Origin of the sequence: Marivivens sp. LCG002 (assembly GCF_030264275.1) — a bacterium.
Classification (GTDB): domain Bacteria; phylum Pseudomonadota; class Alphaproteobacteria; order Rhodobacterales; family Rhodobacteraceae; genus Marivivens.
In genome coordinates, this window is record NZ_CP127165.1 from 2,458,549 (window position 1) to 2,480,989 (window position 22,441).

The 22,441-nt window shown below is 59.3% G+C and carries 25 protein-coding genes; 5 read left to right on the plus strand and 20 right to left on the minus strand.

Translation table 11 applies throughout. From position 1 onward, the window contains the following. Positions 1–735 (plus strand): SDR family oxidoreductase, encoded by a 735-nt coding sequence (locus QQG91_RS12095; RefSeq protein WP_285770480.1) that lies wholly within the window; start codon positions 1–3, stop codon positions 733–735. 44 nt (positions 736–779) lie between these two features. On the opposite strand, the gene QQG91_RS12100 is transcribed toward QQG91_RS12095, so the two are convergent. The 4 genes from QQG91_RS12100 to QQG91_RS12115 all read right to left on the minus strand — a co-directional run bounded on the left by QQG91_RS12100 (position 780) and on the right by QQG91_RS12115 (position 5,294). Then, positions 780–1,673 (minus strand): DMT family transporter, encoded by an 894-nt coding sequence (locus QQG91_RS12100; RefSeq protein ID WP_285770481.1) that lies wholly within the window; start codon positions 1,671–1,673, stop codon positions 780–782. Positions 1,674–1,754: 81 nt separating this feature from the next. Continuing rightward, complete coding sequence (locus QQG91_RS12105; RefSeq protein ID WP_285770482.1) at positions 1,755–3,383, minus strand: TRAP transporter large permease; 1,629 nt, start codon at positions 3,381–3,383, stop codon at positions 1,755–1,757. Beyond that, the gene (locus QQG91_RS12110; RefSeq protein WP_285770483.1) at positions 3,384–4,184 is read right to left on the minus strand and encodes a TRAP transporter small permease subunit; all 801 of its coding nucleotides are present in this window, start codon (positions 4,182–4,184) and stop codon (positions 3,384–3,386) included. Positions 4,185–4,280: 96 nt separating this feature from the next. After that, positions 4,281–5,294 carry a TRAP transporter substrate-binding protein gene (locus tag QQG91_RS12115; RefSeq protein ID WP_285770484.1) on the minus strand — a complete coding sequence of 338 codons (1,014 nt, stop codon included), beginning with the start codon at positions 5,292–5,294 and terminating at the stop codon, positions 4,281–4,283. A gap of 236 nt (positions 5,295–5,530) precedes the next feature. Here QQG91_RS12115 and QQG91_RS12120 point away from each other — a divergent pair, with 236 nt between their 5' ends. The 4 genes from QQG91_RS12120 (at position 5,531) to QQG91_RS12135 (ending at position 9,452) form a co-directional block, all read left to right on the plus strand. Then, the gene (locus tag QQG91_RS12120; protein WP_285770485.1) at positions 5,531–6,214 is read left to right on the plus strand and encodes a GntR family transcriptional regulator; all 684 of its coding nucleotides are present in this window, start codon (positions 5,531–5,533) and stop codon (positions 6,212–6,214) included. Further along, positions 6,211–7,056 (plus strand): fumarylacetoacetate hydrolase family protein, encoded by an 846-nt coding sequence (locus QQG91_RS12125; protein WP_285770486.1) that lies wholly within the window; start codon positions 6,211–6,213, stop codon positions 7,054–7,056. The genes QQG91_RS12120 and QQG91_RS12125 overlap by 4 nt, the downstream gene beginning before the upstream one ends. A gap of 32 nt (positions 7,057–7,088) precedes the next feature. Next, on the plus strand, positions 7,089–8,048 hold the full coding sequence (locus QQG91_RS12130) for a LysR substrate-binding domain-containing protein (protein ID WP_285770487.1): 960 nt from the start codon (positions 7,089–7,091) through the stop codon (positions 8,046–8,048). 63 nt (positions 8,049–8,111) lie between these two features. Then, entirely contained in the window at positions 8,112–9,452 is a 1,341-nt protein-coding gene (locus QQG91_RS12135; RefSeq protein WP_285770488.1) for an NAD(P)H-dependent oxidoreductase, read from the plus strand. A 48-nt stretch (positions 9,453–9,500) separates the two neighbouring features. On the opposite strand, the gene QQG91_RS12140 is transcribed toward QQG91_RS12135, so the two are convergent. The 16 genes from QQG91_RS12140 to QQG91_RS12215 all read right to left on the minus strand — a co-directional run bounded on the left by QQG91_RS12140 (position 9,501) and on the right by QQG91_RS12215 (position 22,384). Continuing rightward, entirely contained in the window at positions 9,501–10,256 is a 756-nt protein-coding gene (locus tag QQG91_RS12140) for an SDR family NAD(P)-dependent oxidoreductase (protein WP_285770489.1), read from the minus strand. Positions 10,257–10,267: 11 nt separating this feature from the next. After that, a complete protein-coding gene (locus tag QQG91_RS12145; RefSeq protein ID WP_285770490.1) occupies positions 10,268–11,317 on the minus strand; it encodes a transketolase family protein in 1,050 nt (349 codons plus the stop codon). Beyond that, positions 11,314–12,168, minus strand: coding sequence for a transketolase (locus QQG91_RS12150; RefSeq protein ID WP_285770491.1), 855 nt, complete (start codon positions 12,166–12,168; stop codon positions 11,314–11,316). The genes QQG91_RS12145 and QQG91_RS12150 overlap by 4 nt, the downstream gene beginning before the upstream one ends. 145 nt (positions 12,169–12,313) lie before the next feature. Next, positions 12,314–13,369 carry an Ldh family oxidoreductase gene (locus QQG91_RS12155; RefSeq protein ID WP_285770492.1) on the minus strand — a complete coding sequence of 352 codons (1,056 nt, stop codon included), beginning with the start codon at positions 13,367–13,369 and terminating at the stop codon, positions 12,314–12,316. Positions 13,370–13,474: 105 nt separating this feature from the next. Continuing rightward, on the minus strand, positions 13,475–14,509 hold the full coding sequence (gene hypE / locus QQG91_RS12160; RefSeq protein ID WP_285770493.1) for a hydrogenase expression/formation protein HypE: 1,035 nt from the start codon (positions 14,507–14,509) through the stop codon (positions 13,475–13,477). Further along, entirely contained in the window at positions 14,506–15,648 is a 1,143-nt protein-coding gene (gene hypD / locus QQG91_RS12165; protein ID WP_285770494.1) for a hydrogenase formation protein HypD, read from the minus strand. Before hypD ends, hypE begins: the two co-directional genes overlap by 4 nt. Next, positions 15,645–15,935, minus strand: coding sequence for a HypC/HybG/HupF family hydrogenase formation chaperone (gene hypC / locus QQG91_RS12170; RefSeq protein ID WP_285770495.1), 291 nt, complete (start codon positions 15,933–15,935; stop codon positions 15,645–15,647). The genes hypD and hypC overlap by 4 nt, the downstream gene beginning before the upstream one ends. Positions 15,936–15,938: 3 nt before the next feature. Next, positions 15,939–17,420: a sigma-54-dependent transcriptional regulator gene (locus QQG91_RS12175; protein WP_285770496.1), complete on the minus strand. Its 1,482-nt coding sequence runs from the start codon at positions 17,418–17,420 to the stop codon at positions 15,939–15,941. Positions 17,421–17,423: 3 nt separating this feature from the next. Beyond that, on the minus strand, positions 17,424–18,251 hold the full coding sequence (hypB, locus tag QQG91_RS12180) for a hydrogenase nickel incorporation protein HypB (RefSeq protein ID WP_285770497.1): 828 nt from the start codon (positions 18,249–18,251) through the stop codon (positions 17,424–17,426). Next, positions 18,252–18,593 (minus strand): hydrogenase maturation nickel metallochaperone HypA, encoded by a 342-nt coding sequence (hypA, locus tag QQG91_RS12185; RefSeq protein WP_285770498.1) that lies wholly within the window; start codon positions 18,591–18,593, stop codon positions 18,252–18,254. Next, positions 18,586–19,425 carry a hypothetical protein gene (locus tag QQG91_RS12190; RefSeq protein ID WP_285770499.1) on the minus strand — a complete coding sequence of 280 codons (840 nt, stop codon included), beginning with the start codon at positions 19,423–19,425 and terminating at the stop codon, positions 18,586–18,588. Before QQG91_RS12190 ends, hypA begins: the two co-directional genes overlap by 8 nt. Then, positions 19,425–20,228 carry a [NiFe]-hydrogenase assembly chaperone HybE gene (gene hybE / locus QQG91_RS12195; protein WP_285770500.1) on the minus strand — a complete coding sequence of 268 codons (804 nt, stop codon included), beginning with the start codon at positions 20,226–20,228 and terminating at the stop codon, positions 19,425–19,427. The genes QQG91_RS12190 and hybE overlap by 1 nt, the downstream gene beginning before the upstream one ends. Further along, positions 20,225–21,064, minus strand: coding sequence for a hydrogenase expression/formation protein (locus QQG91_RS12200; RefSeq protein ID WP_285770501.1), 840 nt, complete (start codon positions 21,062–21,064; stop codon positions 20,225–20,227). Before QQG91_RS12200 ends, hybE begins: the two co-directional genes overlap by 4 nt. Before the next feature lie 12 nt (positions 21,065–21,076). After that, the gene (locus QQG91_RS12205) at positions 21,077–21,457 is read right to left on the minus strand and encodes a thioredoxin domain-containing protein (protein ID WP_285770502.1); all 381 of its coding nucleotides are present in this window, start codon (positions 21,455–21,457) and stop codon (positions 21,077–21,079) included. Continuing rightward, positions 21,454–21,774: a HypC/HybG/HupF family hydrogenase formation chaperone gene (locus QQG91_RS12210; RefSeq protein WP_285770503.1), complete on the minus strand. Its 321-nt coding sequence runs from the start codon at positions 21,772–21,774 to the stop codon at positions 21,454–21,456. Before QQG91_RS12210 ends, QQG91_RS12205 begins: the two co-directional genes overlap by 4 nt. Before the next feature lies 1 nt (position 21,775). After that, positions 21,776–22,384 carry a HyaD/HybD family hydrogenase maturation endopeptidase gene (locus QQG91_RS12215; RefSeq protein ID WP_285770504.1) on the minus strand — a complete coding sequence of 203 codons (609 nt, stop codon included), beginning with the start codon at positions 22,382–22,384 and terminating at the stop codon, positions 21,776–21,778. Between the last annotated feature and the right edge of the window lie 57 nt (positions 22,385–22,441).

The following is a 22,441-nucleotide window of genomic DNA, read 5'->3' on the forward strand; positions in this document are numbered from 1 at the left end:
ATGAAAACGATCATCATCACCGGAGCGGGGTCCGGCGTCGGGCGCGCAACGGCCAAGGTGTTTCTCGACGCAGGATGGCGCGTCGGACTTGTCGGGCGGCGCGTCGAGCCGCTTGAAGCAACCGCAGGCGGCAACCCCAATGCCCGCGTCATGCCATGCGATGTGACCGACGAGGCGCAGGTCGCCGAGGTTTTCGGTGCCGCCGCCAAGGACTGGGGCCGTCTTGATGCGATCTTCAACAATGCGGGTGTGAGTGTCAAAGGCGCACCCGTCGACGAGCTGTCGGTCGATGATTTCCGCAAGCTGATCGAGATCAACGTTGTGGGGGCCTTTATCGCGGCGCGTGCGGCCTTTGGCATTATGCGCCATCAGGACCCGCAGGGCGGACGGATCATCAACAACGGATCGGTGTCGGCCTATGTGCCGCGTTGGGGGTCTGCGCCCTATACCGCGTCGAAACATGCGGTGCTTGGTCTGACGCGGACGATCTCGCTTGATGGGCGCAAGTTCAACATCGACTGCGGCCAGATCGACATCGGCAACGCGCTCACCGATATGGCCCATGCGATGACCCAAGGTGTGCCGCAAGCGGACGGGTCAATCGCGGTGGAGCCTGTGATCGACGTGAAGCATGTGGCGGAGTCGGTGCTTCATATGGCGGATCTGCCGCTCGGCACGAACGTTCAGTTCATGACCGTCATGGCGTCGGGGATGCCGTTTATCGGACGCGGTTGAGCCTAGATGGAAGGATAGGAAGGCCCCCGCTTCGGGGGCCTTTTTCATTGGGCGTGACGGGCTTTGATCCGCTCGCGCTGCCAGATGTAGAGACCCGACCCGATGATGATCGCAGCCCCGACGGCGGTCCAGATCGTGGGCCATGTGTCAAAGAGCACAATGCCGACAATCGTGGCATAGAAGACTTGGGTATAGACCACGGGGGCAAGGGTCGATGCCCCAGCGAGACGGCTTGCCCATGTGGCAAGTATATGGCCCATCGCCCCGAAGAACCCGATGATGCAGAAGACGATGATCTGTGTCGGCGTTTCCGGCCAAACCCAAACATGGATCGCAAATGGCAGAAGGACCATAGCGGCAAGGGTCGAGGACCAGACCTGTTGCGTGGCATTGAGTTCGATGCCCGCAAGCGCCCGCGTCATGATGAAATAGAGCGAGGCCAGCACCAGCACGAGAAGGCTCAGGAGCATGGCGGGCTGGAATTCGGCGCCCCACGGCTGGATCACCACGACCACCCCGAAGAAGCCGACCACGATGGCGGCGAAACGGCGGATACCGACCTTTTCACCCAGAAAGAGCATAGCCAGAACAGTGATCAGCACAGGCTGGGCAAACTGGATCGTCGTTGTGACGGTGATGGGGAGATACTTGAGTGCAAGGAAGTTGATCGCGGTACTTCCGAGCAGGAAGGACGAGCGCAGGAACTGCCGTTTGGGGGCGTTCGAGCGGAACATCGACCAACCTTCTTTGGGAAAGAAGTAGATAAAGGAATAGATCATGTGCCCCGCGTAGCGGGCAAAAACGATCTGGATGACGGGAAAGCCAGCGAGGGCGAGCCATTTGGCCGACGTATCGATGCAGATGAAGAAGGCGACCGCAAGCGCCATGAGCATGACACCGAAGGCTGTTTTTTCTTCGCGGGGAAGGACGGTGCTCACATGCGCCTCGGGCGGGAATTGGTGGTGGGGTCTTGCAAATGAACAAGGGCCGAAGTTTGCGCTTCGGCCCTTGGGGTGATCCTAGAGGAAGATCGATACGATCGGCGGCCAGACCAGAAGCACACCCAGCGCGGTCAGCTGGAGCACCATGAAGGGCAAGAAACCACGGAAGATGTCGGTCAGCGAGATATGCGCCGGAGCCACAGACTTGAGATAGAAGGCTGCGGGGCCGAAGGGCGGCGAGAGGAAGCTCACCTGCATGTTCATACAGAACACCACGCCGAACCAGATCGAAACATGCTTGGGATCAAGGTTTCCAAGGACGCCGATTTCTTCGACGGGAAGCTTGAGCACGATCGGAAGGAACACAGGCATGATCAAAAGAACGATGCCGATCCAGTCCATGAACATCCCCATGATCAGGAAGATCACCATCATCACGAGGATGATGCCCATCGTGGGAAGTTCCGCCGCAACGATCAGGTTGGCAACATAGGTCGGACCCCCTGCGAGGGTATAGGCGGCGGCAAGCGCCGAAGCCCCGATGGTCACCCAGATGATCGTGCCCGTGGACTTGAGCGTGCGCATCAAGCTGTCCCAGACGATTAGGAAGGTCATCTCGCCGCGCAGGAGGCTGATCATGAAGACGGCGACAACGCCCATGCCTGCTGCCTCTGTGATGCCTGTGATGCCCATGTAGATCGAACCGAGCACAACGCCGATGACGATGATCGGAGCGACGAGGCCTTTGCCCATTTCCCAGCCCGTGTCCACGCGCTCCTTGCCGACGACAAAACGCATCGTGACAAAGGAGAGCACAAACGCACCGACGAGATAGGGAATGTCGGAGACCATGCCGAGTGCGATGGGATCGACGCCTTCGATCACTTTGTTCTGTCCCATGACGGTGAAGAACAGAGCACGGACGAGCAAAGCGGCAGAGGCGTAGAGCGTGAACTTGGACAGGAAGCCAAGGAACATCAGCCCCTTTTCGCGCCCCTCGGGAGCTGTCGGATCGACGGGCGGCAGCGGCGCAAGGGAATGATCCATGCGGGTGCGCACGAGAATGTAGATGATGAAGAACGAAGCCAGCATGAAGCCCGGCAGGAACGAAGCGGTAAAGAGCGCCTTGATCGAGGTTTCGGTCACGAGGCCGTAGAAGATCAGAACGATCGACGGAGGGATCATGGTGCCGAGCGAGCCCGACGCACAGATCGTGCCGATGGCGAGGTTCTGGTTATAGCCGAGACGGAGCATCTGGGGCAGTGCGATGAGGCCCAAGAGAACCACTTCACCGCCGATGATACCCGACATTGCCGCCATGATCACCGCCATGATCGAAGTCACGATGGCGATACCGCCGCGCATCCGGCTGAGCCAGACGTTGAGCGAGCTATACATGTCCTTGGCGATACCAGATCGTTCGAGCAAAGCGGCCATAAAGATAAAGAGCGGCACCGAGATGAGCACATAGTTCGTCATCTGGCGATAGACCGCCTGACCTAGAACCGAGAGCGGACCTTTGCCGAAGTCGCGGAACAAAAGCTCGGGGCCGAATTTCATCACGAGCACCATGACCGCGAGGAATGCCGAAGCAAAACCGAGCGGCATGCCGATCGCAAGAAGTGCGAACATGCCGAGCAGAAGGAAGAGGCTGAGCGTGCCTACGTCGCCCACCTTCATCCATGAGAAAAGTTCTAGGAATTCCATTTAGTCCTCCAGCGTCCGGCGGATCATTTCGATCTCGGTCTCATCGACCTCTTCACCACCGGAGTGGGGCTCTTTGTTCCAGTCGGCAATCAGGTTCGAGATGGCCTGAACGGACACGAGCACGATAAGAATGAGGATTGCGGGCTTGACCACGCCCGGAATGGGTGGGTCCCACGCGGTGCCGAAGGTCTCCATCCGCAAGAGGCGGGTTTTGGCGTCGGCATAGCCGCCCCAGACCAGCGCAAAGGTGAAGGCAAGGAGCAAAGCCAGCGAAATCACGTCAGCGGTCTTTTGCATCCAGCGGGGCATCATGTCGTAGATGACATAGATGCGGATGTGGCTGCGCTGTTGCATGGCGTAGAGCCCCGCGAACAAAAGCACGAAGGCCGCAATCCAAAGAGACAGCTCGTTCGCCCAGAGCGTCGGGCGCGAGAAGACGTAGCGGGACACCACTTCGTAGAACATCACGAGCACGATCATCGCGATCATGATCATCGCGATGCGCGAGATGACGAGCGAGAAAATATCGAAAAAGCCATCGGGTTTGTCTTCGATCATTCCGACTTCGTCGGAGAGATAGACACCTGCCGAGACGATGGCGACAAAGAGGCTGATCAGCATCACAGAGACGATCGGATGCCCTTCGGGGCGGATCATCTCGTGCATGCCAAGGGCGTCAGCAACAAACAGTTTGTTAATGACCAACCACGCGTAAACAAGGATGGATACGGCGGTCGATGCGATAGCGATCATACGGACCGGCTTGCGAAACGAGCCGAGCCAAACGCTTTCCTTTTCCATGAACCCTCCCGAAACCAGATAGGTCTGGTTTTAGTTTGAAGATGGCCCCCCGTGATCGGGGAGCCATCGAAAATCAAAGACGCGAAGTCTTTGGGCTTAGTTCAGAAGGCCGAGGGCCTTGAGATAGCTCTTGTGGCTCTCGAGGATCGCACCGGCTTCGGGCGAACGGGTGCCCCAGTCTTCCCAAGCAACCTGAGCAGCCTGACGGAAGGCAGCGCGGTCTTCGGCCGACCAGTTGTAGAGGGTCACGCCTGCTTCGGTCAGAGCGGCTGCGGCTTCCGAGTTTGCTTTCTCGTTGTAGAGAGCGATCTGGAAGGAGAGCTTCTGCCATGCGGTGTCGATGATGCGGCGCTGGGTTTCGGTCATGCCGTTCCAGACGTCGAGGTTACAAGCAAGGTGGTCCGACGGCATCGAGTGGAAGCCGGGATAGGTTGCGTGCTTGACGATGTCGTAGAGGCCGAGACCGACGTTGTTTGCAAGACCCGAAGCGTCTGCACCGTCGATGATACCGGTTTCAAGAGCGGTAAAGATTTCGGTGAAGTCCATCACGATCGGCGATGCGCCGAGTTCCTGGAAGATTTCGGTTTCCATGCCCGGAGGCGAACGGAACTTCCAGCCCTTGAGGTCTTCGAAGCCAGCGAGCGGCTTGGAGGACGAGAGCGATTCCTGACCGTAGATCGACCAGCCGATCAGCTGCATGTTCTGGGCATTGTAAAGCTCCTGAGCGGCGGCATAGCCGTCACCATGATAGAGCCACGAATACTGCTGCCACGGGGTGTCATAGCCGCCCATGATGTCGCCGACGAACTGGAACGCGGGGTTCTTGCCGGTCTGATAGGCACCGCCCGTCGCGTCGCAATCAAGAATGCCGTTGATCGCAGCGTCGAAGGTTTCCGTGGTCGCAACGACCGAGGACGAATAGAACATCTCGATGGTGATATCGCCGTTCGACATGGTCTGAACGTCATCGACGAACTCGGCAAGGCGCTTGCCGGTGGGGTGTTCGGTTGCATAGTGCGTCTGGATACGCAGGGTGATCGGGTCTGCCGATGCAGCACCTGCGAGAAGCGCAGCAGCACCTGCAGTCATAAGAATCTTGGAAAGTTTCATTAGGTTTTTTCCTCCCTTGGTGGCCGTGAACCACCGTTTCGTTTTTGCGTTTCCTCAAACGCGCTTTCCGAGATGGTATACCATCTGGAATGAACGCTAGCGGCCATTCTCCTCACAATCAACACATTTTGGTATACCAAATTCATTTAATGCGCTGTAGCCTAACTTCAGGATGAGGGGCGAAGGAGGAGCTCGGCCCCATCTCTTTGGAAACAAAGCTCACGTGGCGAGGGAGCGTGGAAGAAAACCTGTCGATCAGTATCGCGAACGAACTACGCAAGGACATTCTGCGCGGACGTCTGCGTCCTGGTGATGCGATAAAGGAACGGGATTTTGCCTGCAAAATGGGGGTCAGCCGAACCCCGATGCGCGAAGCGATTCGTCTTCTCGGGAACGAAGGTTTGGTGGAATTGCGCCCCTCTCGGAGCCCGATTGTTGCGAATCAAAGCAAGCAGGTGGTCGCCGACCAGATCCGGCTTTTGGTGGTTCTGGAAAATCTTTCGGCCGAGCTTGCGTGCAAGAATGCGACCGACGACGACCTCGGACGAATTGCAGGAATTGCGGAAACGATGGCCGCGCAATTCGACAGCACCGACGCCATCGACATGTTCGAAATCGATATGTCCTTTCACATCGCGGTCGTGAAAGCCTCGCACAACGGGGCGCTTGTCGAGACATATCGCACCTATCTCCAACGGCTCTGGCGCGCGCGTTTTCTTGCCGCGAGCCTTGATCCGAACCGCAAACGGCTCATTCGGGAGCATCGGGCGATTGTCGACGCGTTGCTCAAGCGCGATCCCGATGCGGTAAAGAAAGCCATCCAAAATCACCTCGGCAATCTCTTTAGGGACGTGTCCAACGCTCTGGATCGAGAAGCCGAAGAACGCAAAACCTCAACTTCAGTCGGAGAGAATAAATGAAACTCCTTCGTTTCGGCCCCAAGGGTCAGGAAAAGCCGGGACTGCTCGGCTCGGACGGAAAAGTGCGCGATCTTTCGGGTGTCGTGCCCGATTTCGAGGGCGCGAATATCTCGCTCGAGGCGATTGCACGGATCCGCGCGCTTGATGAAAGCACCCTGCCCGTTGTCGAGAATATCGACCGTTACGGAAGCTGCGTTGCCCGCGTTCCGAACTTTTTCTGCATTGGTTTGAACTATGCCAAACACGCCGCCGAAAGCGGCATGGCGGTGCCTGCGGAACCCATCATGTTCAACAAGGCGACTTCGGCGCTCTGTGGTCCCAATGACGACGTGATCATCCCGCGCAATTCGGAAAAGTCCGACTGGGAGGTCGAGCTTGGTGTCGTGATCGGCAAGACCGCGCTCTATGTGAGCGAAGAGGACGCTCTCGATTACGTGGCGGGGTATTGCGTCATCAACGATATGTCCGAACGGGCGTTCCAGATCGAACGCGGCGGCCAGTGGGTCAAGGGCAAGTCGGCGCCGACCTTTGGTCCGACGGGTCCCTATCTTGTCACGGCGGATGAAATCCCCGATCCGCAGGTGCTTGATCTTAAACTTTCTCTTAACGGTGAGGTGGTTCAGGACTCGAACACCAACGACATGATTTTCACCGTGCGCCAGATCATTTCCTACATGAGCCAGTTCATGGAATTGCAGCCCGGTGACATCATCGCGACAGGCACTCCGTCGGGCGTTGGCATGGGCATGAAGCCGCAGCGCTTCCTCAAGCCCGGGGATGTGATGGAGCTCGAGATCGAAGGTCTCGGCCACCAGCGCCAGACCGCTGTCGCGGCCAAGTAAGGACAGGGGTTCAGGATCATGGAGGCAAGGGTATGTCACGCACTGTGAACCTGAACGCCTTTCTCTATTTTGAGTCGGTGGCGCGGCGGGGCACGATCACCCGCGCCGCCGAAGAGCTTTGCGTTTCACCCTCGGCGGTCAGCCAACAGATCAAACTTCTGGAGCAGCAGCTCGGGGTGAAGCTCTTTCGCCGTGACGGGCGGGCGGTGCGGCTTACCTTCGAGGGGAACCAGCTTTTCCAGACGTCTTCGTCGGCGATCCGTGCCCTGTTGGAGGCGCAGCGCGATCTGGGCCGTGTGCACGAACCGCTCAGGCTCAATCTTCGGGTCACGCCGAGTTTCGGCGTGCGCTGGCTCGGCCCGCGTCTGGCCGATTTTCTCGACAAGCATCCGACGCTCGAACTCCATGTGGATGCCGCGCCCGATCCTTCGGACTTTGACCGCGAGACGATCGAGCTTGATATCCGCTATGGTATCGGGATGTGGCCGGGCTATCACGCGCAGCCGATCCTGTCGGATCACATCCTGCCGCTTTGTAGCCCCGATTACTTCCGTCAGCTCAAGGGGAATACAGCCCAGGAGATGATCGACAAGGCGCGGCTGATCGACAGCGCAAGGGCCATCTGTCGTTGGGACGATTGGTGCAAGCAGAGCAAACTTCCCGTTTCGCCCAAGAGCCAGTCCATTTTGATGGATCGGTCCAGTATGGCGATCCAACTGGCCCTCGACGGGGCGGGTATCGTGCTCGAGTCGCTGGCCCTGACGGCGCAAGAGGTCGCAGAGGGACGGCTTGTGCCTGTGTTCCCAGATCTGCCTGTGCTGCGGTTCCCTGCCTATTGGGCGATCTGTCCCGCACGAAATCTCCAACGACGGCCCGTCCGCTCGTTCCTCGGTTGGGTCGAGCAACAGGTCGTCGATCATAATGCCGATGTAGAGGCGATCGTCTCTCGTCACAGCCTGAAGGTTACGGATCTGGATCTTGCCTCGGGATAAACCCTCGCCCGCAGCCCGAAGGCCGCGGGTTTTCTTTTGTTTAAATCGTATGGAGTCACTTAAATGAACCTCTCTCACATGCTTGCCGCTCGCGCTGCCGAGGGCAAACCCGTTCGGATCGGGCTTGTCGGCGCGGGAAAGTTCGGATCGATGATCCTTGCTCAGGCCAAGCATATCAAAGGCTATCACGTCGTCGGCATTGCGGACCTCGACAAGGGTAAGGCCCGCCAATCGCTCAAGCGCGTCCATTGGGAAGAGGACCAATACAGCGCAAAATCGTTGGGCGATGCCTATGACAGCGGCAAGACTTTCGTGACCGACAACGCGCAGGATCTCTTCGATTTCGACGGCATCGAATGCATCATCGAAGCGACGGGCCACCCGCTTGCGGGCACACGCCATGCGCTGGCGGCCATTGAGGCGGGAAAGCACGTGGTCATGGTGAACGTCGAAGCCGACGTGATGTGCGGCCCCTATCTCGCGGCGCGGGCGCGTGAAAAAGGCGTGATCTATTCGATGGCCTATGGCGATCAGCCTGCGGCGATCTGCGAACTGGTCGACTGGGTAAAGTCCTGCGGGTTCGAGTTGGTGTCGGCGGGCAAGGGTATGAATTTTGCGCCCTCCTATCGCTATTCCACACCCGACACCGTTTGGGGGTATTTCGGATGGACCGAAGAAGAGGTGGCCGCAGGCGACTTTAACCCCAAGATGTACAACTCGTTCACCGATGGCACCAAGGCCGCCATCGAAATGGCAGCTGTTGCGAACGCCACGGGCATGGATTGTCCGGTTGATGGTCTCGGGTTCCATCCGTCAGGGCTTCATGATCTGGCTTCGGTGTTCAAACCCGTCTCGGAGGGTGGTCGGCTTGAAAAGAACGGGATCGTGGACATTGCCGCGAGCCGCGAACCCGATGGCCGTGTGGTTCAGAACAACATCCAGTACGGTATGTTCGTCACCTTCAAAGCACCAGACGAATACACCCGTGCTTGTTTCCAGCAATACGGTTTGCTGACCGATAAATCGGGTTGGTATGGTTCGATGTGGCGTCCGTTCCATCTCATCGGGCTCGAGACGAGCGTCTCGGTTCTTTCGGCCGTTCTGCGTGGCGAAGCGACGGGATCGTCGGACCATTATCGCGCGGATGCCGTTGCAACGTCCAAAGGGGATTTCGGTGCGGGTGAGTTCCTTGACGGTGAGGGCGGCTATAAGGTCTGGGCCAAGGCGATCCCCGCCTCGGTATCGGTGCCGATGAACGCGCTGCCTATCGGGCTTGCCCATCACATCAAGCTCAGGCGCCCGATCAAGAAGGATCAGGTTGTGACGCTCGATGATGTGGAAGTGAAAGACGATCTCGATATTTTCGCGATCCGCGAAGAGCAGAAGAAGCTGCTCGAGGTCTAAACGAAAAAGGGGCGCTCTCGGGCGCCCCTTCTCATTCGCAAGTCAGGTTTAGTGGATCAGCGAGCCGCCGTTCACGTCGACTTCGGACCCTGTGACATAGGCAGAGAGTTCGGATGCGAGGAAGAGCGCACAACCAGCCACATCCGACGCTTCGCCCGCGCGGCCCATCGGGATGCCTTCGAGGATCATGGTCATCATCTCGGGGGTCAAAGCGCCGCCCGTGATGTCGGTTGCGATAAAGCCCGGACAGATCGCGTTGGAGCGCACGTTGAACGGCGCAAGCTCGCGGGCCATCGCCTTGGTGAGACCGAGGATCCCCGCCTTGGCTGCTGAATAGTGCGGGCCCCCGAAGATGCCGCCGCCGCGCTGGGCGGAGACGGATGAAAGGTTCACGATGGAGCCTGTCTTGCGCGATTTCATATGCGGGATAAGCGCTTGGCTCATGTAAAGCGTGCCACGCAGATTCACGTCGAGCACCGCGTCATAGTTCTCGGGCGCGATGTCCATGATCTTGAGCGGCTGGGTGATGCCTGCGTTGTTGACGAGGATATCGACCTGACCGAAGGTGCCGATGACGGCGGCAGAGGCTGCGTCGCATTCCGCTTTGTCGGTGACATTGCAGGCAAGGCCGATGTGGCCTTCACCCGGAAGATCGGCGGCAGCGGCCTGAGCGGCTTCGGCGCTCAGATCGAAAATGGCGATTTTTGCGCCATGCTCGGCAAAAAGCTTGGCGGTTGCCTTGCCGAGGCCGCGCTTGGAGGCGGCGCCGGTGATGATTGCGGTTTTACCTTTGAGAAGTTGCATTCTGTTTTCCTTTAGAGCCAGGACTTGACGCTCGTGACGATACCGCCCACGGAAATTCCGTATTGATCGTGCAGGGTCGGCAAAGCGCCTGCATCCAGAAATTCGTCGGGCAATGCGATGGATTTGAACGGGACAAAGACGCCTTGGCGCATGAGACCTGCGCCGACGGCTTCTCCGAGACCACCCATAATCGTGTGGTTTTCGGCCGTGATGACCAAGCGGCCTTTGCGCTGCGCCTCGGCCGCGATGGTTTCGAGATCGAGCGGCTTGATCGTGGGCACATGGAGCACCGCCGCGCTCACACCGTCTTTGGCAAGTGCTTTTGCGGCGTCGATGGTGCGCATGGTCATGAAGCCCGTCGAGATAAAGAGCACGTCGTCCCCGTCGTGGATCAACTGGGCTTTGCCGAGTTTGAACTGGTAACCATATTCGCCCAGCACATTCGGCACCTTGCCGCGCAAAAGACGCATGTAAACGGGGCCGCTCTGATCCGCGATGGCATGGGTCGCCTGATAGACGTCCTCGGCATCGCAGGGGTCGATGATCGTCATATTCGGCAACCCGCGAAAGATCGCGAGGTCCTCGGTTGCTTGGTGGCTGGGGCCATAGCCCGTGGTCAGTCCAGGCAAGGCGCAGACGATTTTGACGGGGAGGTTTTCCTCGGCAATCGCCATGGCGATGAAGTCATAGGCGCGGCGCGAGGCGAAAACCGCATAGGTCGTCGCAAAGGGCGTGAAGCCCTCTTTGGCGAGACCTGCCGCAGCAGAGATCAAGAGCTGTTCGGCCATGCCCATCTGGTAAAAGCGGTCGGGATGCTTTTCGGCAAAGACATGCATGTCGGTGTATTTCGATAGGTCGGCGGACAGCCCCACGATGTCGTCCCGTTCGGCGGCAAGGTCGATGAGTGCCTGACCGAAGGGCGCGGACACCGTGTCGCGTCCTTCGGCATCGAGAGAAGCAATCATCGCAGAGGTGGCGATGCGGGCTTCGGGAGAGGCGGCGACACGGGCGATGTATTTGGATTGACGGCGCGAGTGGGCGCCAAAGACGGCATGGGTCATGCGGGCATCTCCTGATCCAGATGCGCGAGGGCCTTGGCCCATTCATCAGCCTCGACACGGATAAAGTGGGTCTTGTCGCGCTCTTCAAGGAAGGGCACGCCTTTGCACATTTTGGTGTTGCAGATGATGACGCGCGGGCGGTCGCTTGTGTCCGCACGGGCGGCGTCAAACGCCTCTTTCACCGCGTGGATATCGTTGCCGTCCACGGTTTGGGCAAACCAGCCGAAAGCGGCCCATTTCGCGCCCTCGTCGCCAAAGGCGAGAGCATCGGTGCTTTTGCCGTCCGCTTGCTGGTCGTTGAAATCGACGATGGCGATGAGGTTATCCAGCTTCCACTGGACGGCGGACATCACGGCCTCCCATGTGGAGCCTTCGCCAAGCTCTCCGTCGCTCAGAAGGTTATAGACGAATGCGGGGTTGTCCTTGCGCTTGAGACCAAGCGCGACGCCGACCGCGATCCCGAGCCCCTGCCCGAGCGAGCCGCCCGTGATCTCCATTCCCGGCGTATAGCTTGCCATGCCCGACATCGGCATACGGCTTTCGTCCATGCCATAGGTCTCGATCTCGTCCTCGGGGAGAATGCCTGCCTCGATCAAGGCGGCGTAGAGCGCGATGGCATAATGCCCGATGGAGAGAAGAAAGCGGTCGCGTCCCTCCCATTCGGGGTCTTCGGCGCGATAGGTCATGGCATGGAAATAGGATACGGCAAGGACGTCGGCCACGCCCAAGGCCTGACCGATATAACCTTGGCCCTGAACCTCGCCCATCAAGAGCGCGTTGCGGCGGATTTGCCATGCGCGGCGCTCGAGCGACACGTTGTTGCCCGCTTTGGGCGAGAGCTGCTCGGCCATGGGGTCCTCCTGAATTCGTTTCAGGACAATTGCCTCAAGTCACGGCACAGGTCGATCTTGATTAATGAAACAGATCATTAAGCAAGACTTAATCAAACGCCGGTTATTCGCCGAAAAATGAAGGTTTGCCTTAGCGATGCTAAAGCTAGGCGCGTTGCTCCGGCATTTCGAGACCTGCGTCTTTCGCGGCGGCGGACAGGCGGGTCCAGACCTCGTCCACGATGCGCACGCCTTTGGTTGCGACCTGAGCCAGTGCCTCGGACGCGCGGTCACCCGGCACGCGGACACGGGTAAAGCCCTTGGCGGGGCGGCTAGCGCGGCAGAGCGCGTTGAGATGCTCGACCTGATCGGTAAAGGCACCAAGACCGCCAAAGGCCTCGGGGTCGATCACCTGAATAAAGACATTCGCGCCCCAACGGGTCGGAGATTCGACACGGCCATGGCCTGCAAGCGCTTGGGTCAGCATTTCGACCATGAGGGATTGGGCAAAGCCTTTGTGCCCGTGATCCGCCCCGCCGACAGGAAGGATTGTGCCCTTGGGGGTCTGGTTCACCACATTGGGATCAGTGGTCGGGTTGCCCTCTCCATCAAGCATCCATTGGTGATCGAACTGGCGGCCCGAGTTCACGTATTCACGCACCTTGGAAACGGTGGTGATCGAAGCGCAGGTGTCGATCAGAACGGGGTGATCCTTGGCAGGATAGCCGACCGCCCAAGGGTTCGGCGTCAGCACGGGATCGACCCCGCCATAGGGCGCGACCCATTTGCCCGAAGGGTCAGAGGTCGCGATGTAGCAGACAAGACCCTGATCGGCGGCGATGCGAGTGAGGGTCGAGAGACACCCGATGTGGTGGCTGCGCCGAATGGCCATCGCGGACATGCCGCTCGCTTTGGCTTTGTCGATGCAGACGTCGAGCGCCTGTTTCATGATCCAGTGACCAGGGAGGTAGTTGCCGTCCCAGACCATCGCAACGGGGCGGTCGCTCAGCACGGTGACCTCGCCCGTTGTCGTCATGTTCCCAGAGCGGAGTTCGGGGATGTAATAGGGGATCATGGAAACGCCGTGCGTGGTCACGCCAAGCTCGTCGGTTTGAACCAGAAGCTCGGCCACGACATCGGCCTTGTCCTCGGTCATCCCCTCTTTGACCAAGAGCGATGTTGCAAAAGCCAATAGGTCGGCGCGGTTGTAGAAGCGGTCCATGTGGTGATCTCCCCTCGTGTTGCCCGCATCTAACTCCTTTTCAGGACGGGACGACAGAGGGGGAGCCCATCGCTTTCGTTCAATCAGATTGAAGCAAGCCTAAAGTCAGCAGATCCGCGGAAGCTGTTCACCCACCAGCATATCCACGATCCGCGCGCCACCAAAGAGCGTGCGCATGGTAACGCGCCCCGCCTCGCCCGACTTGGCCCGACCGATGATCACAGCGCCACGGCCCGCGTCAGTCGAGCGCATGGCCTCGAGCGCGGCGTCAGCTTGGGCTTCGGGAACAAAGAGAACCAAGGTGCCTTCGTTGGCGAGATAAAGCGGATCGAGTCCGAGAATTTCGCACATGCCTTTGACCTCGGTGCGAATGGGCAGAAGACTTTCTTCGATCTCGATGGCGATGCCGGCGGCTTCGGCCATTTCGTTGAGCGACGATGCAAGGCCGCCTCGGGTTGCGTCCCGCGCAGCACGAAGATCGGGGCACGCCTCGGCCACTGCGGCCATGAGATGGCCAAGGCCCTGACAATCGGAAACGATGTCCGCTGAAAGCGCCATGTCCCCACGCGCCGCAAGTATCGCAGCGCCGTGATCGCCAAGCACGCCGTTGACGATTGCAACGTCACCCGCTTGGATGTTGGACGCACAGAGATCACGGCCCGCAGGGATCACTCCGACGCCCGAAGTGGTAACAAAAACCTTGTCCGCGCTACCGCGCCCGACGACCTTGGTGTCGCCCGTCACGATGCGGACGCCCGCCTTCTCGGCTTCGGCCTTCATCGAGGCGACGATACGGCGTAAAAGCGCGACCTCGGTGCCTTCTTCGATGATGAACGCCGCCGAAAGCCAGAGCGGGACCGCGCCCCCGACCGCCAGATCATTGACCGTGCCGCAGACCGCGATTTTGCCGATGTCGCCACCCGGAAATTCGACGGGATCGACGACGAAACTGTCGGTGGTAAAGGCAAGACGCGCGCCCTTTTCCAAAAGCGCATCGGTCATAAGACGCGCCTGATCTTCCATGCTTTCGGGTTGAAAGACCGAGGTGAAAACGTCCTCGATCAGATCGCGCATGGCCTTGCCGCCGCCGCCATGGGCGAGCGTGACGCGGTCTTGCTTCATTCGGTTCAGCATGTTCATTCCGCAGGCTCCACGGCGCGCGCGCCGCCATATTGGTAATAGGCCGCGCAGGCGCCTTCGGAGCTTACCATAAGAGCGCCCAGCGGCATTTCGGGTGTGCAGCCGCGACCGAATTGCGGGCATTGGACAGGCTTGAGACGACCCGTCATGACCGCGCCGCATTCACAGCCTTCGGCCTCGGCGGTTTCGCGGGGACCTGCTCCGTAGCCGATTTCGAACTTCGCCTCGGCGTCAAAGGCGGCGTATTTCTCGCGGATGCGAAGGCCGCTTTCCTCGATCTCGCCAAGGCCGCGCCATTCAAAGCTCGGGCGGCGTTCGTAAACATCTTCGATCGCCGCAAGAGAGACAGGGTTGCCGTGCTCGGGAACAACGCGGGAATACTGGTTCTCGACCTCGGCGCGGCCATCTCGGATTTGCCGAAGCACCATCACGACCGACTGCAAAAGGTCGAGCGGTTCGAAGCCTGCGACCACGATGGGTTTGCCATACTCCTCTGCGATAAAGTCATAGGGATGCACGCCGATCACCATGGACACATGTCCCGGCCCGACAAAACCGTCGAGGATCATATGCGGATCGTCGAGAAGCGCCTTGATCGGCGGGGGAACCGTGATGTGGTTGCAAAAGACGCTGAAGTTGGTGAGGCCCTCGCGCGCGGCCTGCTGGATCGAAAGCGCGGTCGAGGGGGTCGTCGTTTCAAACCCGAGACCGAAAAAGACCACCTCGCGTTGAGGGTTGCGGCGGGCAAGTTCGAGCGCATCGAGAGGGGAATAGACCATACGGATGTCCGCGCCATCCGCCTTGGCCTGAAGAAGCGACTTGCGCCGACCGGGGACACGCATCGCATCGCCGAAGGTGGTAAAGATCACCTCGGGGCGCTCGGCGAGCGTCACACATTCATCCACGCGGCTCATGGGAAGAACACAAACGGGACAGCCCGGACCGTGGATGAACTCGATCCCGTCGGGGGTGAGTTTATCAAGGCCGTAGCGGAAAATCGCATGCGTGTGGCCGCCGCAGATTTCCATGATGTGGACGGGCTTGTCCTTGGTGGCACCGATCTCGCCCACGAGTTTGGCAATCTCGTTCAAGAGCGCCTTGGCGGCCTTGGGGTCGCGGAATTCCTCGGCGTATTTCATGCGCGGCCCTCCAATGCGGCGTCCCCTGCGGCCATCGCCTCGAGCGTTTCTTGCGCCTCGCCCAGACCGCGAAGCGCTTCGAGTGTCTTGGCGGCTTCTTCCTCGTCGATCTCGGCCATGGCAAAGCCGACATGGATGAGGGCCCATTTACCGACGACATCCTCTAGGTGGCCGGTCACGATCGGGGCGATGTTCACCTCGCGGCGGACGCCCGACACCTCGGCCATCGCCATCATGCGGCTCGGGTCGGTGAGGGCCACAATCTGACCCGGAATTCCTAGACACATCCCTCAATCCTCCGACGCGTCGCCGCAGGCGCGGCTGGGTTCAATTATTCCGTAGCGATCTATCTTGGCCCGAAGGCCTACGCGGCTTAGGCCAAGCTCGGTCGCAGCGCGGCTCTTGTTCCATTTCAAACGCGTGAGCGTTTCGCGAAGGATGCGCATCTCGACCTCTTCGACGCGGTCCTTGAGCGTGCCCTCGGAAGCGAGCACCATGTCGAGCGAGCTATCGGACCGATCCGAGATCGGGCTTGCCTGAAGGATATGTCGGCTGATGAGTTCGGGCCCAAGGATCGGGTCTTGGGAAAAGATCAGCATGCGGGTCACTTCGTTTTCAAGTTCGCGCAGGTTGCCGGGCCAATCATAACCCGCCAGAAACTGGATCGCATCGTCCGAAAGACCATGAACGGGCTTGCCATGAATGCGTGCGGCCTCGAAGAGGAAATTCTGCGCCAAGAGGGCGAGATCCTCGGTCCGCGAGCGAAGCGGCAGCACATGCAGCGTGGTGCGGGCGAGCGCATAGTAGAGATCAGAGCGGAAGCGGCCATCGTTCACGTCGATCCGCAAATCGCGATCCGAACCTGCAATGATCCGCACATCGGTGCGCACCATCTCGTGGCTTCCGACTGGGCGGAACATACCATCGGTCGCAACGCGGCAAAGTTCGAGCTGTAGGCGCGGGGAAAGTTCGGAAATCCCGTTGATAAAAATCGTGCCGCGATCCGCCTTTTGCAAAAGCCCCGCCTTGTTCGATTGAAGGCCCGCGATGGCACCGCGCTTTGCGCCGAAGAGCTCGATTTCAAGAATGTCGTCATCGGCGCTTAGGCAATTGATTTCGTAGAACGGTTTTTCCGAGCGGAGCGACGAATAATGCATCGCGCGGGCGAGCGCGGTTTTGCCCGTCCCTGCCTCTCCGATGATAAGGACGGGGACGTTGAAACTTGCGAATTGGCGGGCTTGGGCGATCACGGCGTTCAGCGGCGAGTTCGGCGCGCGCATCACGTTTTCGAACCCCATGCCCTCGCGAAGCGCTTTGCGCTGTTCTTCGAGCTTGGTTTCCACCGTGCGCGACAAATACCGCATTTCCAGAGACATACGCTCGTGATCGCGATTGAGACGGAAGAGATCGGCGGCATTCTTGGCGGTCATCATAAGCTGATCGGGGTGCCAAGGTTTGGTGAGGAACTGATAGATACCCGCGTCATTGATCGCAGAGATCATATCGTTGGTTTCGGTATAGCCCGTAATGATGATCCGAACGGTATCGGGCCAGCGGTCCCGCACCTGGCTGAGAAATTCGACGCCCGTCTTTCCCGGCATGCGCTGATCGCAGAAGATCACCTGAACGAAGTTGTCTTCCATCAAGGCCATCGCCGCATCCGCGCTGTTTGCGGTCAGGCAGTCGAAAGCATCTTCCAGCGCCATGCGCATGGCGGCAAGGGAATGCTCTTCATCATCGACGAGCAGGATGGTGGGGAGGGTGTCGGCCATGGGTTACTCTGCCGCCACCGTTTTCGATTTTTGCGCAAGATTGGACGTGAGCCAGCCGACCCATGCCTCCATCCCCTCGCCGGTGCGGGCAGAAACGCGGAGAATTTCGATCTTGGGGTTCACGCGGCGCAGGTTCGCCTCGTAAAGCTCCAGATCGACATCGCAATAGGGGGCAAGGTCCACCTTGTTGAGGACGGCAAGTCGCGAGGCCGTGAACATATCGGGGTATTTGAGCGGTTTGTCTTCGCCTTCGGTCACGCTCAGGATGGCGACCTTGCAATCCTCGCCGAGGTCGAACCCTGCGGGACAAACGAGGTTGCCGACGTTCTCGATGAATAGCATCGATCCTTTGGCAAGCTCTAGATGCTCCATCGCGTGGCCGACCATATGGGCGTCGAGATGACAGCCTTTGCCCGTGTTCACCTGAATGGCGCGCGCTCCTGTGGCACGGATGCGGTCGGCATCATTGGCGGTTTGCTGATCGCCTTCGATCACGGCCAGCGGCTGGTCGCCCAGCGCCTCGATCGTTTTGCACAGGAGTGTCGTCTTGCCCGATCCCGGAGAAGAGACAAGGTTGATCGCAAAGGTTTCGAGATGCCCCAGAACGCCCCGATTGGCAGCGGCATAGCGGTCGTTCTTGGCGAGGATACCTGTCTCGATCTCGATCAGGCGTTCCTGGCTCATGCCCGCAACGGCAACGCCAGCGGGTCCCTGACCGAAATGGATGTCCCCGTGCCCATGGTGGTGGTGATGATCGTGGTCATGGTGATGGTGGTCATGGTGATCATGCCCCTCGACCGATGACGTTCCGCACCCGCAAACGCTACACATTTATACCACCTCCAAATCTTTGATCCGCAATTCATCGCCGCCCACGGGCATCAGCTTACCGCCGCCACAATCGGGACAAGGGTCGAGCCGCTCGATGATTTCCACTTCTTTGATACAATCGTAGCACATCGCCCGACCCGGCAAATCGATCATCTCGAGGTGCGCACCTTCGGCCACCGAACCGCGCATCACGACATCGAAAGCAAATTCGAGAGCCGGCTTTTCCACACCCGAAAAGCGACCGATTTCAAGGCGCACGCGCTTGACCTTGCCGACCGCATGTTGCCGTGCCTGATCTTCGATCACGGTGCGGATACCTTCGCAGAGGGACATCTCATGCATGTTGGAACGCTCCTGTGATTTCGACGGGCTGGCATGGATCGAGACTATCAACCAATGCCGTAGCAAGGTTCAAGTGATCTGCGGGCAAGGTCCGAAGACTTTGCTCGAGGACGCCGTCTTTGGCGAGCAAATGATCGGTCGGGGTGACACGCTCGAGTTTGGTCACGATGCCGTTTTGCACCTCGCCCCGCACGGCATAGAGCCCGCGTGCGGCGGGAACCAGTGCGACGCCATGGTGCATCATCGGCGGCGGAAGGTCACAGCACATATCCACGAGGCGCGCAAAGACACGCCAAAGCGGACCTTTGCCGCGCGTGCGGGCGAGATATTCCATCACAGGATGATGCGCCTGACGTGCGGCGACCGAGTTTTCGCAAGCGGTCTTGCGGATCGCTCTGGACGCATCCACCAGGGCAAGGTCGGCGGTGCCGACCCCATACGGGAAAAGCCCATCGATCCGCTGCAAAAGGGCAGCCGCGCCGTTGCCCGACGCCAGAAAGGCTTCAAAGTCTTCGGGTGTGGCGGGCAAGCCGCTTGGCAAAAGAGTTTCGACCGAAAGCCCAATGGAATCCAATTCAATCGTTTTGGTAAGTTTTAGGGAGAGCGCAAAGAGATGGTCTTTGCGGATATCGGCCCAAAGCCGGTCTTCCGTGCCGCTCGGAGCAAGACCCAGCGCATATTCGGCGGCCATGATCTGGGCCTGTTTACACAGATTGAACACCCGCCCGAGGGTGTCGCATGCCTCACGCGGTGCCATGCCGAGCACGAGCCGTCCTGCCTCTTCGGACAGACCTTTGCTGGTGTGGATGGCATAACCTGCGTGATCGAGCATCAGCCCTGCTCCCCAGACAGACCTGCGGTCAAAACCTGACGGCGGGTCGGCGCCTCGATGATCGGGGCGGCTTCGGCATCCTCTTCCGCTTCCGCTTCGGTCACGGCTTCAAGCTCTGCCTCGCGCGCGGCGCGGATTTCGGCGGAGCGGTCCGTTTCGGCGCGATGCTCTTCCTGAAACAAGGCGACAAGAACGGCGCGGGCCACTTCGACGGCTTGGGCCTGCGAGCGGAAATCATTCATCGGCGAGAACAAGGAACAGGCTTTGTATCCCCCCGTCATGTCCCTTTTGTTGTGAATGAACTCGTATTGACCCGAAGCAAAGGTAATGTGCTCCTTGGCTCCCGGTTGAAGGTCGGACCAGTCCTCGCCCTCGGCGGGCAACAGGATCAGGTTCATGAACCACGGGCTAAGAAGAACGCCCAAAGGACGGCCCTGATAAAGGTCGAAGCCGACCGCCTGCACGTGCAGCAGTTTGTTGACGATCGGCACATCCCGCATCTTGGCATGCCAGACTTCGGTGAAATCGGTGACAAGCGCTTCGGTGCGGGCGGCAAGCCAAGCGGCCTGTTGCATGGCGTCCGATCCCGGGTCCTCCGAAACGAGGAATTGCTCTTTCGGTGCATCGCAATTGGGACAGGACCAGTCGTCGGGGAGGGCGATGAACGGCGTGCCAGGGAGGACTTGGCGCGTATCATCGCCCTCGGCCGGATCGTAGGGCGTCCAACAGATCTTGCACTCCATGATGGCGCGCGGGCTGATCTTGTCGTTCGCCCCAAGATATGAGCCTTCGAAACCGCTCATCGAATGGCCTCCAGCACCTCGATGATGCGCTCACCGCTTTCCACAAGGTCTTCGGCTGCGGCGAGTGCGACTTCGGGAACGGCGGTGACTTCGAACGTATCGAGGATCAGCGTATCCATGGAGTTGAAGAATTGGACACGCCAGACATGTTCGAGCGCGGTGGCCGTGACGCGGCAATTGCCGTAGCCGCGCGACAGAATATCGACCGAACCAAGCCCCATCGCGGTTTCCAACCAAACAAGATCCTGTTCCGTATGCGGCAGAAGCGTCAGGTTCACCACATAGGGTTCGTCACCATTGGCGTAGTTTTTGGATTTGTCCGCGAGCTCCACGACCAAAGAGGGAGCGTTCAGCACGCCCGGAAAGCGTTCGGTGAGCGCAAGCGTTGCAGGCTTGCGCGATTTGAATGCACGCTCGAAAACCTTGGCAGGCACCGGACCGACTTCGATCTCGTCGCTCTTGGCGGATTTGAGAACCCAGACCCCTGCAAAGACGCTCTCTTGCACGGCGATTGCTGGAATATCGTGGATTTTGATCGACACTTCGCCTTCGCCCATGGTTTCGGCGATCAAGGCACGGTTGGCACGATCAAGACCCGAAAGATCGAAGACCCGATTTTGTGCGCCTTTGCCGCTTGCGATGGAAGCGGCGGCGATCTCGCGCAGAAGGGTGAGCGCGGGGGTTAAAGCGTCGGTTGCTTCGACAAAGGGGATATGGGCGGAATAGGCGCGCATATCCTGTGGCATCGGGAGATATTCGAGCTCTTTGCCATCCTCTTCGGGAGGTTGCGAACCGGGGCCATAGCCGACAGGCGGGAGGTGAAAGTTGCTTACCATCGTTTCGGGTCCTTAGGCTGCAGCAGGTTGGGCAAGAATTTGCGTGATACGGCTCATGTATTCGTCCCAGTCACGGACACGCGGAATCCCCGCGAGAAACTGGCCGTCACGATAGAAAATCAGGCTCGGCGTTTTAAGGACGCCTGTTTCTTCGCGCACGGCGGTTTCGATGGTGTCACCGATGACGGCGCAATCGAACTTGCCCTGAAACGCCTGTTTGATCTCGGGAAGGATCACCGCAAGATCGGGGGTTTCCAGATTGCGGGCGGCGTCCCCCGGGACAAAGGCCACATGCACGCCCGGACGTGATGTGAACTCGATCAGGTCATTGCGACTGTCGAGCGATGCCCAGCCGAATTCATCGCTGAGCCGCGAAACGAGCGGATGCGTCATGCTATTGTCTCCCCTTTGTCCAAGGCCGCTTGAAGATGCGGCGGTAATTGCGGTGCGCGCTGTTCGAGATCGTCAAAGGCGGCACCGAGCTCGCCCCCGTTCATCAGGCTGCGCAATCCGTTCAATGCTTTGCCGATCTTTTCGGCTTCGTCCTGAGTGATGACCTCTCGGGCGGCGCCCAGAAATCCAAGCACCCAAGCGCCGACAGGAACCTCCCCCACAAGCGACAGATCGATAAGCTCTTCGTGCGTGCCATCGGTGGCGCGGGCGGCAATGCCGTCCACCGAGAGAATGCGAAGGGGCACACCGACACACATCCTACACCGCCTTCGGGAAGAAGCGGTCGTCGCCGCTGCGACAGGCCTCGTGTTCGGATGGGCGGCCTTCTTCGTAGGCGCTGCGCAAGATCGATTTGTCGGCAAGATTGCTCTGGTCGCCGACACCATCGGTCGGAACGATCCCGAAGCCGGCTAGATAGTCGAGCGCCGCTTGGATCGCGGGTTCGATCTGAGCGGCAACAACAGCACGCAAACCGCCGCCATAATCTTCGAGCTCTTCGGGCTGACAACCGATCAGAAAGAGACGTTCGGGACAGTATCCCATGAGCTGGGCGGTTGCGATAACGTCCTGAAAACCGGTTTGATGAAGGCTCATCTTTTTCGCCCCCATAAAGGCGGGCACGTCTTCATCCTTCACAAGCTTGAGCGTTCCGGGTTCAAGGCCATAGTCGACAGCATCAAACACCACCAAGACGTCGGCCTCTTCGAGAAACGGAAGAAGATAGAGCCCCTGAGTGCCCCCATCGAGAAGCTGGACGTTGTCGGGAAATACTTTGGTTTCGGCAAGCCGTTCGACACAGCGCACGCCAAAGCCCTCGTCTGCCCAAAGCACATTGCCGATACCGAGAATAAGCACACGCGGCGCCATTTTCGCCTCCTCCCCAAGCTGCGAAAGTGGAAGTCAACTTTCCATTCTGTTCTGGAT

What these genes read in the sequence shown, in the direction of transcription:
- QQG91_RS12095 (WP_285770480.1), top strand. Translation starts at nt 1, where the DNA reads ATGAAAACGATCATCATCACCGGAGCGGGGTCCGGCGTCGGGCGCGCA.
- QQG91_RS12105 (WP_285770482.1), bottom strand. Translation starts at nt 3,383, where the DNA reads ATGGAATTCCTAGAACTTTTCTCATGGATGAAGGTGGGCGACGTAGGC.
- QQG91_RS12110 (WP_285770483.1), bottom strand. Translation starts at nt 4,184, where the DNA reads ATGGAAAAGGAAAGCGTTTGGCTCGGCTCGTTTCGCAAGCCGGTCCGT.
- QQG91_RS12115 (WP_285770484.1), bottom strand. Translation starts at nt 5,294, where the DNA reads ATGAAACTTTCCAAGATTCTTATGACTGCAGGTGCTGCTGCGCTTCTC.
- QQG91_RS12125 (WP_285770486.1), top strand. Translation starts at nt 6,211, where the DNA reads ATGAAACTCCTTCGTTTCGGCCCCAAGGGTCAGGAAAAGCCGGGACTG.
- QQG91_RS12130 (WP_285770487.1), top strand. Translation starts at nt 7,089, where the DNA reads ATGTCACGCACTGTGAACCTGAACGCCTTTCTCTATTTTGAGTCGGTG.
- QQG91_RS12135 (WP_285770488.1), top strand. Translation starts at nt 8,112, where the DNA reads ATGAACCTCTCTCACATGCTTGCCGCTCGCGCTGCCGAGGGCAAACCC.
- QQG91_RS12140 (WP_285770489.1), bottom strand. Translation starts at nt 10,256, where the DNA reads ATGCAACTTCTCAAAGGTAAAACCGCAATCATCACCGGCGCCGCCTCC.
- QQG91_RS12145 (WP_285770490.1), bottom strand. Translation starts at nt 11,317, where the DNA reads ATGACCCATGCCGTCTTTGGCGCCCACTCGCGCCGTCAATCCAAATAC.
- QQG91_RS12150 (WP_285770491.1), bottom strand. Translation starts at nt 12,168, where the DNA reads ATGGCCGAGCAGCTCTCGCCCAAAGCGGGCAACAACGTGTCGCTCGAG.
- QQG91_RS12155 (WP_285770492.1), bottom strand. Translation starts at nt 13,369, where the DNA reads ATGGACCGCTTCTACAACCGCGCCGACCTATTGGCTTTTGCAACATCG.
- hypE (WP_285770493.1), bottom strand. Translation starts at nt 14,509, where the DNA reads ATGAACATGCTGAACCGAATGAAGCAAGACCGCGTCACGCTCGCCCAT.
- hypD (WP_285770494.1), bottom strand. Translation starts at nt 15,648, where the DNA reads ATGAAATACGCCGAGGAATTCCGCGACCCCAAGGCCGCCAAGGCGCTC.
- hypC (WP_285770495.1), bottom strand. Translation starts at nt 15,935, where the DNA reads ATGTGTCTAGGAATTCCGGGTCAGATTGTGGCCCTCACCGACCCGAGC.
- QQG91_RS12175 (WP_285770496.1), bottom strand. Translation starts at nt 17,420, where the DNA reads ATGGCCGACACCCTCCCCACCATCCTGCTCGTCGATGATGAAGAGCAT.
- hypB (WP_285770497.1), bottom strand. Translation starts at nt 18,251, where the DNA reads ATGTGTAGCGTTTGCGGGTGCGGAACGTCATCGGTCGAGGGGCATGAT.
- hypA (WP_285770498.1), bottom strand. Translation starts at nt 18,593, where the DNA reads ATGCATGAGATGTCCCTCTGCGAAGGTATCCGCACCGTGATCGAAGAT.
- QQG91_RS12190 (WP_285770499.1), bottom strand. Translation starts at nt 19,425, where the DNA reads ATGCTCGATCACGCAGGTTATGCCATCCACACCAGCAAAGGTCTGTCC.
- hybE (WP_285770500.1), bottom strand. Translation starts at nt 20,228, where the DNA reads ATGAGCGGTTTCGAAGGCTCATATCTTGGGGCGAACGACAAGATCAGC.
- QQG91_RS12200 (WP_285770501.1), bottom strand. Translation starts at nt 21,064, where the DNA reads ATGGTAAGCAACTTTCACCTCCCGCCTGTCGGCTATGGCCCCGGTTCG.
- QQG91_RS12205 (WP_285770502.1), bottom strand. Translation starts at nt 21,457, where the DNA reads ATGACGCATCCGCTCGTTTCGCGGCTCAGCGATGAATTCGGCTGGGCA.
- QQG91_RS12210 (WP_285770503.1), bottom strand. Translation starts at nt 21,774, where the DNA reads ATGTGTGTCGGTGTGCCCCTTCGCATTCTCTCGGTGGACGGCATTGCC.
- QQG91_RS12215 (WP_285770504.1), bottom strand. Translation starts at nt 22,384, where the DNA reads ATGGCGCCGCGTGTGCTTATTCTCGGTATCGGCAATGTGCTTTGGGCA.